Origin of the sequence: Actinospineispora acaciae DSM 45401, assembly GCF_000620785.1 — a bacterium.
Lineage (GTDB): Bacteria > Actinomycetota > Actinomycetes > Mycobacteriales > Pseudonocardiaceae > Pseudonocardia > Pseudonocardia acaciae.
In genome coordinates, this window is sequence record NZ_JIAI01000003.1 from 188538 (window position 1) to 202889 (window position 14352).

At 73.1% G+C, this 14352-nt stretch carries 17 protein-coding genes; 11 read left to right on the forward strand and 6 right to left on the reverse strand.

The genetic code is table 11. The features are described from left to right. Positions 1 to 34 precede the first annotated feature (34 nt). The 4 genes from N912_RS0117735 to N912_RS0117745 all read left to right on the forward strand — a co-directional run bounded on the left by N912_RS0117735 (position 35) and on the right by N912_RS0117745 (position 4129). Positions 35 to 808, forward strand: a complete 774-nt coding sequence (locus N912_RS0117735) for a GntR family transcriptional regulator (RefSeq protein WP_028923462.1) — start codon at positions 35 to 37, stop codon at positions 806 to 808. Then, positions 805 to 1845, forward strand: coding sequence for an ABC transporter substrate-binding protein (locus tag N912_RS0117740; RefSeq protein ID WP_028923463.1), 1041 nt, complete (start codon positions 805 to 807; stop codon positions 1843 to 1845). Before N912_RS0117735 ends, N912_RS0117740 begins: the two co-directional genes overlap by 4 nt. A 64-nt stretch (positions 1846 to 1909) precedes the next feature. After that, positions 1910 to 2398: a hypothetical protein gene (locus N912_RS63565; protein ID WP_156993719.1), complete on the forward strand. Its 489-nt coding sequence runs from the start codon at positions 1910 to 1912 to the stop codon at positions 2396 to 2398. Positions 2399 to 2629: 231 nt separating this feature from the next. Further along, a complete protein-coding gene (locus N912_RS0117745; RefSeq protein WP_028923464.1) occupies positions 2630 to 4129 on the forward strand; it encodes an FAD-binding oxidoreductase in 1500 nt (499 codons plus the stop codon). Between the two features lie 2 nt (positions 4130 to 4131). Here N912_RS0117745 and N912_RS0117750 read toward each other — a convergent pair whose 3' ends face one another. The 3 genes from N912_RS0117750 to N912_RS0117760 are packed head-to-tail and all read right to left on the reverse strand — an operon-like array spanning position 4132 to position 7057. After that, positions 4132 to 5091, reverse strand: a complete 960-nt coding sequence (locus N912_RS0117750; protein WP_037065272.1) for a sigma-70 family RNA polymerase sigma factor — start codon at positions 5089 to 5091, stop codon at positions 4132 to 4134. Beyond that, a complete protein-coding gene (locus N912_RS0117755) occupies positions 5088 to 6098 on the reverse strand; it encodes an LLM class flavin-dependent oxidoreductase (RefSeq protein WP_028923466.1) in 1011 nt (336 codons plus the stop codon). Before N912_RS0117755 ends, N912_RS0117750 begins: the two co-directional genes overlap by 4 nt. Further along, positions 6095 to 7057: a sigma-70 family RNA polymerase sigma factor gene (locus N912_RS0117760; RefSeq protein ID WP_028923467.1), complete on the reverse strand. Its 963-nt coding sequence runs from the start codon at positions 7055 to 7057 to the stop codon at positions 6095 to 6097. The genes N912_RS0117755 and N912_RS0117760 overlap by 4 nt, the downstream gene beginning before the upstream one ends. A gap of 79 nt (positions 7058 to 7136) precedes the next feature. On the opposite strand from N912_RS0117760, the gene N912_RS0117765 reads away from it, so the two are divergent. From N912_RS0117765 to N912_RS0117775, 3 genes are all read left to right on the forward strand, one after another. Then, on the forward strand, positions 7137 to 7556 hold the full coding sequence (locus N912_RS0117765; RefSeq protein ID WP_028923468.1) for an SgcJ/EcaC family oxidoreductase: 420 nt from the start codon (positions 7137 to 7139) through the stop codon (positions 7554 to 7556). Positions 7557 to 7798: 242 nt separating this feature from the next. Beyond that, positions 7799 to 8584, forward strand: coding sequence for a 23S rRNA (adenine(2058)-N(6))-methyltransferase Erm(C) (locus tag N912_RS0117770; protein WP_084210980.1), 786 nt, complete (start codon positions 7799 to 7801; stop codon positions 8582 to 8584). Between the two features lie 27 nt (positions 8585 to 8611). Next, positions 8612 to 9460, forward strand: a complete 849-nt coding sequence (locus tag N912_RS0117775) for a siderophore-interacting protein (protein WP_084210981.1) — start codon at positions 8612 to 8614, stop codon at positions 9458 to 9460. Between the two features lie 53 nt (positions 9461 to 9513). On the opposite strand, the gene N912_RS0117780 is transcribed toward N912_RS0117775, so the two are convergent. Together N912_RS0117780 and N912_RS0117785 are read right to left on the reverse strand one after the other, a co-directional pair. Next, entirely contained in the window at positions 9514 to 10326 is an 813-nt protein-coding gene (locus N912_RS0117780; RefSeq protein ID WP_037065274.1) for a crotonase/enoyl-CoA hydratase family protein, read from the reverse strand. 37 nt (positions 10327 to 10363) lie between these two features. Beyond that, on the reverse strand, positions 10364 to 11257 hold the full coding sequence (locus N912_RS0117785) for a zinc-binding dehydrogenase (RefSeq protein ID WP_028923472.1): 894 nt from the start codon (positions 11255 to 11257) through the stop codon (positions 10364 to 10366). 190 nt (positions 11258 to 11447) lie between these two features. Here N912_RS0117785 and N912_RS60450 point away from each other — a divergent pair, with 190 nt between their 5' ends. Continuing rightward, positions 11448 to 12062 (forward strand): 2OG-Fe(II) oxygenase, encoded by a 615-nt coding sequence (locus N912_RS60450; RefSeq protein WP_028923473.1) that lies wholly within the window; start codon positions 11448 to 11450, stop codon positions 12060 to 12062. Here N912_RS60450 and N912_RS0117795 read toward each other — a convergent pair. Further along, positions 12038 to 12508: a PPOX class F420-dependent oxidoreductase gene (locus N912_RS0117795; RefSeq protein WP_028923474.1), complete on the reverse strand. Its 471-nt coding sequence runs from the start codon at positions 12506 to 12508 to the stop codon at positions 12038 to 12040. The two genes, N912_RS60450 and N912_RS0117795, sit on opposite strands and share 25 nt — an antisense overlap. 43 nt (positions 12509 to 12551) lie before the next feature. On the opposite strand from N912_RS0117795, the gene N912_RS0117800 reads away from it, so the two are divergent. The 3 genes from N912_RS0117800 to N912_RS0117810 all read left to right on the forward strand — a co-directional run bounded on the left by N912_RS0117800 (position 12552) and on the right by N912_RS0117810 (position 14302). After that, a complete protein-coding gene (locus N912_RS0117800; RefSeq protein ID WP_028923475.1) occupies positions 12552 to 13034 on the forward strand; it encodes a DUF309 domain-containing protein in 483 nt (160 codons plus the stop codon). A 73-nt stretch (positions 13035 to 13107) separates the two neighbouring features. Beyond that, positions 13108 to 13449 carry an MmcQ/YjbR family DNA-binding protein gene (locus N912_RS0117805; protein WP_028923476.1) on the forward strand — a complete coding sequence of 114 codons (342 nt, stop codon included), beginning with the start codon at positions 13108 to 13110 and terminating at the stop codon, positions 13447 to 13449. 13 nt (positions 13450 to 13462) lie between these two features. Beyond that, entirely contained in the window at positions 13463 to 14302 is an 840-nt protein-coding gene (locus N912_RS0117810) for a GNAT family N-acetyltransferase (protein WP_028923477.1), read from the forward strand. The last annotated feature ends 50 nt before the right edge of the window (positions 14303 to 14352 follow it).

The following is a 14352-nucleotide window of genomic DNA, read 5'->3' on the forward strand; positions in this document are numbered from 1 at the left end:
AGCACCTCTTACCACTCACGACTACGGTCGGCGGGTGCACTCGTCCGACCCGAACTTTCCGTACCGTCGGATCATTGATGATCTTCGGTCGGCGATCCTGACGGGTGAGCTTGCGGCTGGCGAGCGTCTGAGTTCTGAGTGGAAGCTCGCGGAGGCCTACCAAGCCAGTCGTACGACCGTACGCCGAGCGATCGCGGTTCTCAGGGCCGAGGGATTGGTGGTCACCAAACAGGGACAGGGTGCATTCGTGCGGCCGGTCCCTGTTGTGCGACTTCGCCTGACCGGCGCGAACTATCGAAGGCACCGGAGGGAGCGGCTGCCCGGGTTCAACGCTCAGGTCATCGAGCAAGGCCAGCGGCCCGAGCAGCGTCTGCTTGCCGTTGAGTCGATCGGAGCGCCCGCCGAGGTAGCGGACCGGCTCGAGGTCGAGCATGGCGCGCCTGTGGTGGTCCGTCGGCGGTTGTTCCTGGTCAATGACCAGCCGGTCGCCCAATGCGACAGCTACTATCCGCGGAGCATCGCGGAAGGAACTCCGATTGCGGAGAATGGTCGGATCCGTGGTGGCGTGCTTTCTTTCATTGAGGACCCGTCTGGGCCGATCCATCGGGTTGCGGGCCGGTCTGTCGATGACCTGACCAGCAGGATGCCGACGCCGTCCGAGGCCGAAGAACTACAGCTCACCACGGGCATCCCGGTCGTTCGCATCTTGCGTACGATTTATGATGTCGATGACATGCCGCTCGAAGTCCAGGAGTCAATCGCCGCGGCGGACCGGCATGAGTTCCGCTATGAGGTGGACATGCGATGAACTCCGCGTTCGCCGGTGGGCCACTCCGGATCGGTGCCAGCCTGTCGCTCACCGGTCGCTACGCGATGTTCGGCACTCAGGCCGCGCACGGATTGCGCAGTTGGGCCACCCTGGACGGAAACGCCGAGATTGTCATCATCGACGATCGAAGTGAACCGAGCCGGGTAGCACCCGCCCTCTCGAGCCTGACCGACGGGTGCGACCTGTTGTTGGGCCCGTACTCCACACAGCTCATGCGCGCCGCCAACAAGGTCGTCGCGGACCTGGGCAAGCTCCTGTGGAACCATGGCGGATCTGGCGATGACGTCGAGGCGGCCGCCCCTGGACATGTGGTCAGTGTGCTGGCCCCGACGAGCCGCTACGCCGAGCCGTTCGTACAGATGCTCGCCGGGCGCGCGTCCGTCGCGCCATTGTTTCTCAGAAGTGGTCGAGGACGGTTCGGTGCGCAGGTCATCGAGGGGGCCGAGCGCACCGCCGTTCGGCTCGGCATCCCCACACAACGGCTCGCGCCGGACGAGCCACTCCCGGCTCATCACGACGGGGATTGGGACTTCTTCTGCGCGGCCACATTCCCGGATGACGTGGCGACAGTTCGCGAGGCTCTCCACCAGCGTCGACCGCCACGAACGTTGGGGGCCGTTGCGGCCGGCGTGCATGAGTTCGGCGCAGCCGTTCTTCGTCCAGACGGCATCTATGGGATAGCGCAGTGGTTGCCTGGTCGCGGTGGAACCATTCACGTGGGTCCGTCGGAGGACGACTTTCTTGCTGAGTATGCGAAGGCCTCGGGCGGCGTTCCGGACTATCCCGCCGTCCAGGCCGCGGCAACCGCCGCCCTGGCCGCGCACTGCGCGCGGACCGCCGGGGATCTCTCGCGTCCCGCGCTGTGGGCGGCCGCCACCGGACTCCGCACCGCGACGCTGCTCGGCCGTTTCGCCATCGACTCGACGACCGGCGCACAGCGCGAACACCAGACGGTCCTCACCCGCTGGACCGCGGACGGGCTGTCACCGGTCAGCGGGACGACCAGGCTCGATTGAACTTGTATCACCAAGTTGGTACGCTCGGCCCGTCCACCCGTAGACATGCCGTTAGGGATCATCGATGTCCACACGGACCCCCTCCCTCGCCCTGACCGAACTGGTCGGCAACCACCTGACCAAGCGGCGCGGAGAACGTCGCCTGCGCGCGGTCCACGCGCCGATTCATGACACACCCAGCCCGGGCGGATTCCGCCAGGCCGGCGACGAGCCGAAGCAGAATCAGGAACCGGAGCTGAATCACCGAGAGACACGCTGGAGCGGCGAGCCATTCATTTACGCCGTCCATGCGGTCCGCGCGGACGAGATCCGCGCAACCGAGGTTGTGTGGAGTTCACAGGGCAATGCCGAGGAATACGCCGGACAGCTGAGCACCGACCCTGGCGTGCTAGCCGGTGCGGTGACGCGCTTCAGGGTGAACTCACCGGGCGAGCGGAAGGCGCTTGCCATGTATGTGAGCGGTACTCGGCAGCAGGTTCCGCACCTGAGCGATGACCGCCGTATCGCCGCGAACGGATATATCACACACCCCAGCCTGCGGCGGCGTCGCTGAACTCACTATCCGCGAACGTTCAGGCGTGAGCCTTGATTGGTGTGACGCCGGCCGGCCCGATATCACCGGCCGGCTGCTCCGAGACAGACGCGGCGTTGTCGCGGCGCGTAGCGGTTGACAATCATGGACACGGTCACGGCTTATCCGATGGCTCGCGCCTATACATGACGGCCGTGTTACTGCCGTCACCTTGACGCTAGGTTGTTGGTGGCTAGGTAGGGAGGGCGGCGGATGTCGGCGACGTTCTTTGCGGCGGTGCGGGGCGCGCTCGGGGCCGGGGCCGTTGACGTCTCGGACGCGGTCAGGGCCGAGTACGGCCGTAACCGGCTGCCGGGAGGGGACCGCAGGCCGGCCGGTGTGGTCAGCCCGGCGTCCACCGACGAGGTCGCCACGGTGGTCCGCCTGGCCGGCGAGCACGGCGTGACGCTGTGGCCGACCAGCACCGGGCGCAACGCCGGTCTTGGCGAGTTCTCCCCGGTCCGCGAGCATCAGGTGGTCGTGCACCTGGGGCGGCGGATGAACCGGATCGTGGAGGTCGACGAGCGGCTCGGGTACGCGGTCGTCGAGCCCGGCGTGACGTTCCGCCAGCTGCGGGCCGAGCTGGCGCGCCGGGGTGACACGCTCATGCTCAGCGCCACCTCCGGGCCGCCGGACGGCGGCATCCTGGGCAACGCGCTGGACCGGGGCGCCGGCTACACCCCGTACTTCGACCACTTCGGCATGCTCTGCGGGCTGGAGGTCGTGCTGCCGGACGGCGGCGTGCTGCGCACCGGCGACGGGGCATTGGCCGGCGCCAAGACCCGGTTCGTCAACAAGTCGGGCTTCGGACCGTTGCTGGACGGGCTGTTCTCCCAGTCGAACCTCGGGATCGTCACCCGGGCCGCCATCTGGCTGATGCCCCGGCCGCCGGTGATCAAGGGCTTCGCGTTCGCGTTCCCGGAGGACGACGACCTGGCCGAGATCTTCGAGCTGGTCCGCCCGCTCAAGCTCACCAACGCTGTGCCGACCCTGGTCAAGGTCACCTCGGGCAGCTACGGGTTCGGCACCGAGGAGCGCTACCCGTTCCACCGCACCGGGGGCGCCGTGCCGCTGCCCGACGAGGTCCGCGCGGAGCTGCAGGACCGGCACGGCACCGGGGCCTGGTTGGTCTCCGGCGCCCTGTACGGGCCGTCCGAGCAGGCGCTCGAGCCCGGCATCGAACGGATCAGGGCGCACTTCGAGGCGTCCGGGAAGGCCACCTACGTCCCGCACGAGCGGATGGTCGAGGACCCGGTGTACAAGATCCATCTGGACACCTTCGGCGGTGAGCCGACCGACCGCGAGCTCGGCCTGCTCGACTGGCGTCCCGGCGGCGGGGCGACCTGGTTCCTGCCGGCCACCCCGATGCTGGGCGAGGTGGCCCAGCTGCACCAGCGGACGTCCCGGAAGATCCTCACCGAGCACGGGTTCGACTACATGGTCGAGTTCGTCTGCGGTCCCCGCGCCGCCCGGGCGCTGCACATCATCGTCTTCAACCGGGAGGACCCCGCCGAGGTCGCACGCATGAACGCCGCGTACCAGGCCCTGGTGACCGCCTACGACGAGCTCGGCTACCCGATCGGCCGCACCCCCACCGACCGCCAGGAGTGGGCGATGGGCCGACTGCCCGAGTTCGAGCGGACCTGCTCGCGGCTGAAGGCGGCGCTCGATCCGAGCGGCGTGCTCGCCCCGGGCAAGTACGGCATCGAGTGACCCTAGGCGTCCAGCGACGGGGGCAGGGCGAACAGGGGGAACAGGCGCTCGGCGTCCAGGAACGTGGTGGTGGCGAGGATGCGGCCGGACGCCACCTCCAGGACCTGGAGTGCGAACGGTCGGTATTCGCCGCCCTGGTCATCGGCGCGGTACTGGCCGAACGCGGGGAGGCCGTTGGCGACGGTCGGGAGCCAGCGCGCGCGCCGGCACGAGCCGTCCGAGCCGAGCAGCGCCTGGCGCATCTGGTCGCGGCCGCGCAGCCACCAGGAGAACGGCGGCATGGTCATCGTGATGTCCTCGTGCATCAGGGCGATGAGCGCGTCGACGTCGTAGCGCGCGAACGCGTCGACGTAGCGGGCGAGCAGGTCGCGCTGCACCGGGTCGGTCGGGCTGTACGGCTCGGCCGCCGTGACCTCGCGTTCGGCCATCACCGCCCTGGCCCGTTGCAGCGAGCTGTTGACCGACGCCACCGTGGTGTCCAGGGCCTCGGCGACCTCGCGGGCGCGCAGGCACAGCACATCGCGCAGGATCAGCACCGCGCGCTGCGGCGGCGTCAGCCGTTGCAGGGCGGCCACGAAGGCGAGGCTGATCGTCTCCCTCGACACCACCAGGTCGGCCGGGTCCAGGCGGTCGTCCGGGATCGGCTCGACCCAGGCCTCGGGCAGCGGCGGCCCGAGCGGCTCGCCGGCCGCCGAGGGGGGCGCGAGGTCCATCGGGCGGGCACGGCGGTCGGCGGCCTTGCGGGCGTCCAGGCAGACGTTCGTGGCGATCCGGTACAGCCACGAGCGCAGCGACGAGCGGCCCTCGAACCGGTCGTAGCCGCGCCAGGCCCGGACCAGCGTCTCCTGCACGGCGTCCTCGGCGTCGAACGGCGAGCCGAGCATGCGGTAGCAGTAGCCGGTCAGCTCGGCGCGGTGTTCGGCCAGCCACGACTCGGCCGGGAGCTTCTCCGCAACGCTCATGAGCCGAATGTATCCAGGATGGCGTGCAGCCGGTCGGTGATCTCGGGGGCGGTCAGGCCGTAGCTGGGGGCGTAGCAGAGCAGGCGGTCGTAGCGGCCCCGGAAGGCGTCGAGCTGGTCGCGGGCCTCGTCGGGGGTGCCGGCGACGGCCATGGCGGCGAGCATGCGGTCGGACACGGCGGCGATCATGGCGGCGTGGTCGCGGCGTTCCCAGGCGGCGCGGATGGCGTCCACCTCGTCGGTGAAGCGTTCCAGCTCGATGATGGCGCGGTAGGTGCGGACGACGGCGTAGAAGGCGATCTGGGCGGCGGCGTCGCGGCGGGCGGTGGCGGCGTCCTCGGCCACGCTGGTGATCACGTAGCCGGCGATGGGCACGTCCTCGGGACGGCCGGTGCGCCGCGCGCCGGCCGCCAGCGCGGGCCGGACCACCTCGTCGACGTAGCGGCGGGTGTAGATCGGGTGCCCGACCAGGCCGTCGGCGACCGCGCCCGCCGCGGCCACCATCCGCTCGTTCACCCCGGCCAGGTACACCGGGATGTCCGCGCGCACCGGCGGGCGGACCTCGGCGGTGGGCCGCAGCGCCAAGCGGTAGAAGCGGCCCTCATGCTCCACGCCGCCCGAGTCCAGCGCCCACAGCCGGCGCAGCAGCGGGACCAGCTCCTCCATCCGGGGTGCGGTCGACGCGCCGTCCACGCCGTGCCAGTCCCGCTGCATCCGCCGGGTGCCGGTGCCCAGCCCGAGCAGCAGCCGCCCGCCGGACAGCTCGTCCAGGTCGCGCGCCTCGGCGGCGAGCACCAGCGGGGTGCGGCCGACCGCGTAGGCGATGCCACTGGCCAGCGTGATCGTCTCGGTGGCGGCGGCCATCGCGGCCAGCGACACGGTGGCCGAGCGGTCGTAGAACTCGGTGGTGAACACGGACTCGAAGCCGCGCCGCTCGGCCCGCCGCGCCAGGTCGGCCAGCCCGGCCAGGTCGCTGCCGAGTACCGCGATGCCCAGTGAGTCGCTCATCCAGGCGACTCTAGTGACGGCGGCAGGCCGAACAGGGCGAACAGGCTCGGGTCCGCGAACACCACGTTGCGGCTCACCGCCGCGCCGGTGACCGTGAGCACCTGCAGGCTGTGCGCCCGGTACCCGCCGTCCTCGCCGCGCACGTAGGCGGCGAGCGCCGGCTGGCCGTTGGCCGAGGTGCGCAGCATCCGCCAGTCGGTGCCGCGCATGGCGAACACCCGCGCGAGGAACCGGGCGTAGGCGTCGCGCCCGATGTACCAGTTCAGCACCGGCGGCATCTCCAGCACGGCGTCGGCCGCGAGCAGCCGGCTCAGCCCCGCCACGTCGGCCCGCTCGAAGGCGGCGACGTAGCTGTCGACCAGCGCCCGCTGGACCGGGTCGTCCGGCTCCTGGACGCCGTCGCGGTCCACCGCCGTGTCCAGCCGCGCCCTGGCCCGCTGCAGCGCGCTGTTCACGGCGGCGGTCGTGGTGCCCAGCGCCTCGGCCACCTCGGCGGCCGGCCACTCGAAGACGTCACGCAGCACCAGCACCGCGCGCTGGCGGGGCGGGAGCAGCTGGATGGCCGCCACGAACGCCAGCCGCAGGCCGCCCCTGGCGGCGAGCGCGGCGGCCGGGTCGCCCGCGAGCAGCGCGTCCGGCAGCGGCTGCAGCCAGGTCGCCTCGCCGCGCACCATCGGCGCCTCCGGGTCCTCCATCGGGCCGACCAGCCCGGACGGCAACGGCCGGCGGCCCCGCTGCTCCAGCGCGGTCAGGCAGGCGTTGGTGGCGATCCGGTACAGCCAGGTGCGCAGCGACGCCTTCGCGGGGTCGAACCTCGGGTACGCGCGCCAGGCCCGCAGCAGGGTCTCCTGCACCAGGTCCTCGGCGTCGTGCACGGAGCCGAGCATCCGGTAACAGTGCGCCAGCAGCTCACGCCGGTACGGATCGGTCCGCCGCTCGAAGTCGGTCGACGTCGTCATCACCTGCATATGTACCGGAGCCGAGCCCTCCGGTCATCGGTACCGATGAGTCACGGCCGCCCGGGCAGTACATACCGGCATGACCACTACCGATACGAAGACGACAACCGAGGACGAGGCCGCCGTGCGCGCGGTGCTGGACGGCGTCTACGCCGCGTGGGCGGCCGGTGACGCGGACGCGCTGGCCGCCCACTACACCGAGGACGCCACCGTGATCCTGCACAGCGGCGTGTTCAGCACCGGGTCCAACGAGGTCCGGGACGCCATGGCGGCCGGTTTCGCCGGTCCGCTGCGCGGCTCGCGGGCCTTCGACCGGCCGCTGGACCTGCGGTTCCTCGGGCCGGACACCGCCGTCGTGATCGGCGAGGGCGGCATCCTGATGGCCGGCGAGCGCGAGCTGCCGCCGGCAAGGCAGGTGCGGGCCACCTGGGTGCTAACCAGGCGCGACGGTCGGTGGCTGGTGGCGGCGTACCACAACTGCCTGGCACGACCGGCCTGACCGCGAACCCCGGGGACGGGCCTGGCCGAAAACCGGCTGCGGGCGGCGGCGGCCGAGCCGTATGGTGCCGGCCATGTGCGGTATAGCGGCCATGGCCGGCATCGCGTCCATGCGGTTGCGGCGCCACTGAGCGCAGCGGCCAGGCCCGTTCTTCTTCCTCGCTGATCTGGCGTCCCCTCGCGACCTGACGCCGCTGTGCTCCTTCCGGGTCCCTCGTTCCCGCGTTCCCTGGAGCACCCGCGATGTCGCGCGCCCGTTCGTCCTCATCCAACCCGTCAGGCATTCACCTGCTCACCGACCGCCGCCCGATCCGCGAGCTGGTCCGCGCCGCCGCCCTCGGCCCGGGCGACCTCGTGATCGACTTCGGCGCCGGGCCCGGCACCCTCACCGGGCCGCTGGCCGCCACCGGGGCCAGGGTGCTGGCCGTGGAGCGCGACGACGGGTTCGCGCGGCGGCTGCGCGGGCGGTTCGCCGGTGCCCCGGTCCGGGTGGTGCACGGCGACCTGCGCCGGGTGCCGCTGCCCCGCCGGGAGTTCAGCGTGGTGGCCAGCATCCCGTTCGGGGCCAGCACGGCGTTGCTGCGGCGGCTGCTGGGCGACCCGGCGCTGGCGCTGCGCGGCGCGGACCTGGTGGTCGAGTGGGGGTTCGCCCGGCGGGTGACCGCGACGGTCCCGCGCGGGCTGGAGGCGGCGTGGTGGGCCGCGCGGTTCGAGCTGGCGCTGCGCAGGCGGATCCCGGCGGCGTGTTTCACCCCGGCGCCGTCGGTGGACGCCGCGTACCTGCGGGTCCGGCCGGTGGCCGAGCCGCTCGACCGGCGCGGGCACCGGGCGTTGCGGGAGCTGCTGCGCGCGGCGCACGCCCGGCCCGGCGCTCCGGTGCACCGGGTGCTCCGTGAGCTCGGCGGCAAGCGGTGGCTGCCGATGCTCGGCGAGTACGCGGGCGGACCGGCCGGCGAGGTGCCACCCCCTCGGTGGGCGGCCGTCGCTCGTGGGATGGCGGCCGGCGAGCCAGGCCCCGGCTTGAATTAGTTAGGCAAGCCTTGCTTAACTGTGACTATGAGCGCGCGGCGGACGACGGACGGGACGGCCTTCCCCTACTTCGTGACCAAGGTGTTGCGGACCCGGCGGGTCACCCCGCACCTGGTGCGGATCACCGTGGGCGGCGAGGGCCTGTCCGAGTTTCCTTACCGCTCACCGGACCAGTGGGTCAAGCTGTTCTTCCCGCCGGCCGGCCGTGCCACCCCGGAGATCCCGGAGATGGACGGTGACGACGTGCCCGGCTGGTACCGCCGCTACCTGGCGATGCCGGACGGCGTGCGCCCGACGATGCGCACGTTCACGGCCCGCGCGCTGCGCCCGGAGCGTGGCGAGCTGGACATCGAGTTCGTGCTGCACGGCGACGCCGGCCCGGCCAGCCGCTGGGCCGGCAACGCCCACCCCGGCGACGCGCTCGGCGTGCTGGCCGCGCAGGGCGGGTTCACCCCACCGGAGGACCCGCCGTGGCTGCTCATCGCCGGCGACCACACCGCGCTGCCGGCCATCGCGTCGATCCTGGAGTCACTTGATGACGATGATCGCGCGCTGGCGTTCGTCGAGCTGGACGACGCCGCCGACGAACAACCCCTGACCACCGGGCGAGGCGTCCGGCTGCGCTGGTTGCACCGGCGCCCGGACGCCGCGCCCGGAGAGGCGCTGGTCGAGGCGCTGCGGCACACCACGTTCCCGCTGGGCACCCCGTACGCCTGGCTGGCCGGCGAGGCCGGGCTGGTGCGTTCGGTGCGCCGGCACCTGGTCGGCGGGCGCCAACTGCCCAAGGACGCGATCTCGTTCACCGGGTACTGGCGGATGGGCAAGGCGGAGTCCGACGCCTACACCGACGAGGAGCTGGCCGAGGCGCGCGGCTGATCCCGACCCGTGAGTGGCTAGGGTCGCTATGGCGGCCCTAGCCACTCACGGGGTCAGTCGGCGAAGGCGGGCGGGCGCTTCTCCAGGTGGGCGGCGACGGCCTCGGCGAGGTCGGCGGACAGCAGGGTCCCGGCGTTCCAGGTGGCGACCTGGTCGAGGGCGTCGGCGACCGTGTGGTCGCGGGCGTAGGTGATCGCGCGCTTGGTGCCGCGCAGCGCCAGCGGCGACTTGGCGGCCAGCTCGCGGGCGGTCTCCAGCACGCCGGCGCGCAGCTCCTCGGGGGTGTCGTAGCAGCGGTTGGCCAGCCGCAGCTCGGCCGCCTCCCGGCCGGAGACCGTCCGGCAGGTGTACGCCAGCTCCCTGGCCACGCCTTCGCCGACGATCCGGGGCAGCCGCTGCAGCACGCCGACGTCCGCGACCAGGCCCATGTCGACCTCCTTGACCGAGAACCCGGCGTCCGCGCTGGCGTAGCGCAGGTCGCAGGCGGCCGCGAGGTCGAGGCCGGCGCCGATGCAGGCACCGTGCACGGCGGCCAGCACCGGCTTGCGGCAGCGTTCGAACCAGGTCAGCACGTCCTGCAGGTCGGTGATCGTGTGGTAGAGCCGCTCGCTGGCGCGTGCGCGGTCGCCGTCCGCGCCCTGGAAGCCGGCGAGCATGCCTACGTCGATGCCCGAGCAGAAGTGCTTGCCGGCGCCGCTGAGGACCACCACCCGGGCCTCGGGGGTGGCGTCCAGGTCCTTCGCGGCGGCCCGCAGCTCCTGCCACATCGGCGGGTTCAGCGCGTTGGCCCGGTCGGGGCGGTTCAGCCGCAGCTCGGCGACGCCGGCGTCGAGGGTCACGGACAGCGTGCTGTAATCCTGTTTCACCAGGCCTGCATAGCAGCCGGCTCGGTCGTGGTCCAGCTCAGTCGTGGTCCAACACGGCCTTGCCGGCGATCTGGCGGCCGAGCAGCGCGGCGGCCGCCTCGTCGAACCGCCGCCAGGAGCCGCGCCAGCCCACGTCCACCGCCAGCTTCCCGGTCGCGACCAGCTCCAGCAGGAACGCCAGGTCGGCGCCGTACGCCGAGCCGGCCTGGAACGAGTGCAGCGTCCGGCTCGGCCCGACGGTGGCGTACGGCGGGAACTCCGAGGGCCGGCCGGAGGTGCCGCCGATGCTCTGCAGCACGCCGCCGGCCGCGAGCGCGTTCCAGGCCTCGACCAGCCTCGGCCCGCCCACGTTCTCGATCACGACGTCGACCGGGGCGATCCCGCCGAGGCCGTCCACCACCTCGCGGGCGCCCAGCTCGGCGAGCCCCTCGCCCCGGCGCGCCGAGGCGACCACGTGCGCGCCGGCGCCGGCGGCCAGCTGCACCGCGTACCGCCCGACCCCGCCGGACGCGCCGGTGACCAGCACCCGCCTGCCCAGCAGCGAGCCGGACGCGCGCAGCGCACGCAGCGCCGTCACGCCGGCCACCGGGAGCGCGGCGGCCACCCCGAGGTCGACCGACTCCGGCACCACCGCGGCGTCCCGCACCGGCACCGCCCGCAGCTCGCCCCAGGCGCCGGCGCCGCCGAAGCTGAGCACCCGCTCCCCCACCGCGGGGCCGGCGCCGTCGGCGGCGGGTGCGACGACCACGCCGGCGGCGTCCCAGCCGGGCACCGAGCCGGCGGCACGGCCGGCGGCGCCACTGACGTCGCCGTAGTTCAGCGACGAGTTGCGGACCTCGACCAGCAGCTCGTTCGGGCCGGGCACCGGGTCGGGTGCCTCGGACAGGGCGACGCCGGACGGCGAGCCGGGGGTGACGACCAGTGCACGCATGGCTGCCTCTCACGGAGTTCTACGGTTCTTGCAGGGCGAAACCGCGCGCCCCGGGCACCCTATTCCGCCAGAGGGTGAGCCCTACCCCGAGACGGGGGACAGCCCGTGTTGCTCGGGGGCATGCCCCATGGATCACGGCGGGCGCCGGCGGCAACCTTCCTCCATGCGACTCGCCGCCCCCGGTTCGGCCATGACGACCTTCGAACTGTCGTCCGCGCTGGGCCTGTTCGTCCGCCGTGACTTCCTGCCGCCGCCGCTGTGCGCGCGGGCCAGCAGGCGGATGCGCGCGGCCCCGGGCCTGGACGTCACCGCCGGGGGGAACGCGAGCGAGCAGGCCCGCGCGGCGCTGTGCGTGGCACCGGAGGCGGCGGTCGGCGAGGCGGTCGCCGGGCGGTTGCGCGAGGTCCTGCCGGCCGTGGCGGCGCACTTCCGGGTCGAGCTCGCCGGCGTGGCGCAACCGCGCTTCCTGCGCTACGACAAGGGCGACTTCCTGGCCTTCCACCGCGACCGCGACGACCTGTCCGGCGCGCCGGCGGGCGGACCGCGCCAGGTCACCGCCGTGCTGTTCCTCAACGCCGAGGCCGAACGACCCGGCGAGGGCCGCTACGGCGGCGGCGCGCTGGAGTTCTACCTGCCCGACCTGCTGCCGCACGCGGGGTACGAGCGGGCCCGGTTCTCCTTCCCCGCCCGCCCGGGCACGCTGGTCGCGTTCGACGCCAGGGTCCGCCACCAGGTGCGGCCGGTCACCCACGGCCAGCGGCACACCGTGGTGACCTGGTTTCAGGAGGGCTCGGCGGCGACCTGAGGTGGGAAGCCGCCGGTCGCGATCGGTCCCCAGCCGTCGATGTGGATGCGGATGAGCGACTTGTCCTGCCGGAGCATGGCCTCGCGGTACTCGTCCCAGTCCGGGTGCTCCCCGGAGATGCAGCGGTAGTACTCGACGAGGCCGTCCAGCGCGTCCGGCATGTCGAGCACCTCGGCCCGGCCGTCGACCTGCACGTACGGCCCGTTCCATTCCTCGGAGAGGACGCAGATCGACACCCGAGGGTCGCGGCGCGCGTTGCGGGTCTTGGCGCGCGCGGGGTAGGTCGACACCACGATCCGGCCCGAGGCGTCCACCCCGCAGGACACCGGGGACAGCTGCGGGCGCCCGTCCGACCGGGTGGTGACGAGCACGCCCCGGTGCCGTGGCCGGAGGAACTCCAGCAACGCGGCGCGGTCGACGCGCTCGGCGGTTGCGATGCGTGGCATGCGTCGATCGTCCTCCGTCCGCGCGGGGTGCAGAATTCGGGCCATGACCGGACGGGATCGCGACGAGGAGGGCCGGGCGCGCAACGCCCGGCCCCGGGACGCGTCGGGGCGGCCGCTGGCGCGGGGGCTGGCCGGGGTGGACCGGGTGCCCGAGGGCCTGGCGCTGCCGCCGGCCGAGGCGCTGGTCGAGGCGCAGCGGCTGCTGGACGCCGGGCTGCCGTTCCAGGCGCACGAGGTGCTGGAGGGCACCTGGAAGGCCACCGACGGCGAGGAGCGGGAGCTGTGGCAGGGGCTGGCGCAGCTCGCGGTCGGGCTCACCCACGCCCAGCGGGGCAACGCGGTGGGCGCGGCGTCGCTGCTGGAGCGGGGCGCCGGACGGATCGCGGCGTTCGCCGAGGACCCGCCGCACGGCGTCGACGTGGCCGGGCTGGTCGCGCGCGCCACCGCGCTGGCCGACCGGATCAGGTCCGCCGGCCTGACCGCCGTGACCGAAGCCGACCGCCGCCTCCGACTCGCCGGGCGGTAGGGCTCCCATCCGTCCAAGAACCGCGCCTGCCAGGCGGCCAGGATAGGGACGACGACGAGCTGAGGAGGCCGCGATGCCGAGCTGGGAGGACGTGGTGGCGATGGCCGGCGAGCTGCCGCGCGTCGAGGAGTCCACGTCGTACCGCACCCCGTCGCTGAAGGTGGCCGGCAAGAGCTTCGCCCGGCTGCGTACCGAAGCCGAGGGCGGGCTGGTGTTGATGTGCTCGCTGGAGGAGAAGGAGGCGCTGCTGGCCGCCGGAGACCCGGCGTTCTACACCACGCCGCACTACGACGGGTACGGCGCGATCCTGGTCAACCTGGAGAAGGTGGACCCGGGGCAGCTGCGCGAGCTGGTCGAGGAGGCGTGGCGGATCAAGGCACCGGCCAGGCTGCGCAAGGAGTTCGATGCCGGCTAGTCACACCCGCTTGATGACCCCGGCCGACCTCGGGTTCGCGATGGAGCTGACCCGCGCGGCCGGCTGGAACCAGACCGAGGCGGACTGGCGGGCGCACCTCGCGCTGGACCCGGCCGGGTGCTTCGTCACCGAGCTGGACGGGCGGCCGGCGGGCACGGCGGTGCTGGCCGACTACGGCGGCCGGTTCGGCTGGCTGGCCATGGTGCTGGTCCATCCCGAGCACCGGCGTCGCGGCGTCGGCACCGCACTGGCCCGAGCGGCCAGGGAGCACGCGCGCGAACGCGGGCTGGCGCAGGTGCGGCTGGACGCCTCGGAGGCCGGGCGGCCGGTCTACCTCGCGCTGGGGTTCGCCGATCAGTACGGGCTGTCCCGCTACCGGCGTCCTCCGAGCCCGCCGGCGGCGGAGAACGGCGACCTGGGTGCGAGGGAGGTCGGCGCGGACGAGGCGGTGCGCGCGGTGCTGGGCTGGGACGCCGAGCGGTTCGGCGCGGACCGCGGCCGGGTGCTGCGCGAGCTGCTGGAACGGCCGGGCAGCCGGACGTTCCGGTTCCCCGGCACCGGCGCGATGTCCGGGTACGCGGTCACCCGGCTGGGCGCGCCGGCCGTCCAGCTCGGGCCGTGGCTGGCGGACACCGCCGAGGCCGCCGAGGCCCTGCTGCATGCTGCGCTCGCATCCGTACCGGACGAGGAAGTCATCATGGACGTGCCGGAGCCCAACGCGGACGCCACCGCGCTGGCCCTGCGCTACGGCTTCGCGCCGGAGCGGCGGTTCGCCAGGATGAGCTGGCCGGCCGCGCCCGCCGCCGAGGACAACCGGCGCATCTACGCCTCCTCGGGCGCCGACCGGGGCTGATCAGAGGGCCGGACATCGACGATCGCTCTCGGAGTCGGTAATCTCCGTCC

Excerpts from the sequence above, each read along its gene's own strand:
- N912_RS0117800 (WP_028923475.1), top strand. The coding sequence starts at position 12,552 with ATGACCGGACGGGATCGCGACGAGGAGGGCCGGGCGCGCAACGCCCGG.
- N912_RS0117740 (WP_028923463.1), top strand. The coding sequence starts at position 805 with ATGAACTCCGCGTTCGCCGGTGGGCCACTCCGGATCGGTGCCAGCCTG.
- N912_RS0117785 (WP_028923472.1), bottom strand. The coding sequence starts at position 11,257 with ATGCGTGCACTGGTCGTCACCCCCGGCTCGCCGTCCGGCGTCGCCCTG.
- N912_RS0117770 (WP_084210980.1), top strand. The coding sequence starts at position 7,799 with ATGTCGCGCGCCCGTTCGTCCTCATCCAACCCGTCAGGCATTCACCTG.
- N912_RS60450 (WP_028923473.1), top strand. The coding sequence starts at position 11,448 with ATGACGACCTTCGAACTGTCGTCCGCGCTGGGCCTGTTCGTCCGCCGT.
- N912_RS0117755 (WP_028923466.1), bottom strand. The coding sequence starts at position 6,098 with ATGAGCGACTCACTGGGCATCGCGGTACTCGGCAGCGACCTGGCCGGG.
- N912_RS0117750 (WP_037065272.1), bottom strand. The coding sequence starts at position 5,091 with ATGAGCGTTGCGGAGAAGCTCCCGGCCGAGTCGTGGCTGGCCGAACAC.
- N912_RS63565 (WP_156993719.1), top strand. The coding sequence starts at position 1,910 with ATGTCCACACGGACCCCCTCCCTCGCCCTGACCGAACTGGTCGGCAAC.
- N912_RS0117775 (WP_084210981.1), top strand. The coding sequence starts at position 8,612 with ATGAGCGCGCGGCGGACGACGGACGGGACGGCCTTCCCCTACTTCGTG.
- N912_RS0117745 (WP_028923464.1), top strand. The coding sequence starts at position 2,630 with ATGTCGGCGACGTTCTTTGCGGCGGTGCGGGGCGCGCTCGGGGCCGGG.
- N912_RS0117795 (WP_028923474.1), bottom strand. The coding sequence starts at position 12,508 with ATGCCACGCATCGCAACCGCCGAGCGCGTCGACCGCGCCGCGTTGCTG.
- N912_RS0117810 (WP_028923477.1), top strand. The coding sequence starts at position 13,463 with ATGACCCCGGCCGACCTCGGGTTCGCGATGGAGCTGACCCGCGCGGCC.
- N912_RS0117765 (WP_028923468.1), top strand. The coding sequence starts at position 7,137 with ATGACCACTACCGATACGAAGACGACAACCGAGGACGAGGCCGCCGTG.
- N912_RS0117760 (WP_028923467.1), bottom strand. The coding sequence starts at position 7,057 with ATGACGACGTCGACCGACTTCGAGCGGCGGACCGATCCGTACCGGCGT.
- N912_RS0117805 (WP_028923476.1), top strand. The coding sequence starts at position 13,108 with ATGCCGAGCTGGGAGGACGTGGTGGCGATGGCCGGCGAGCTGCCGCGC.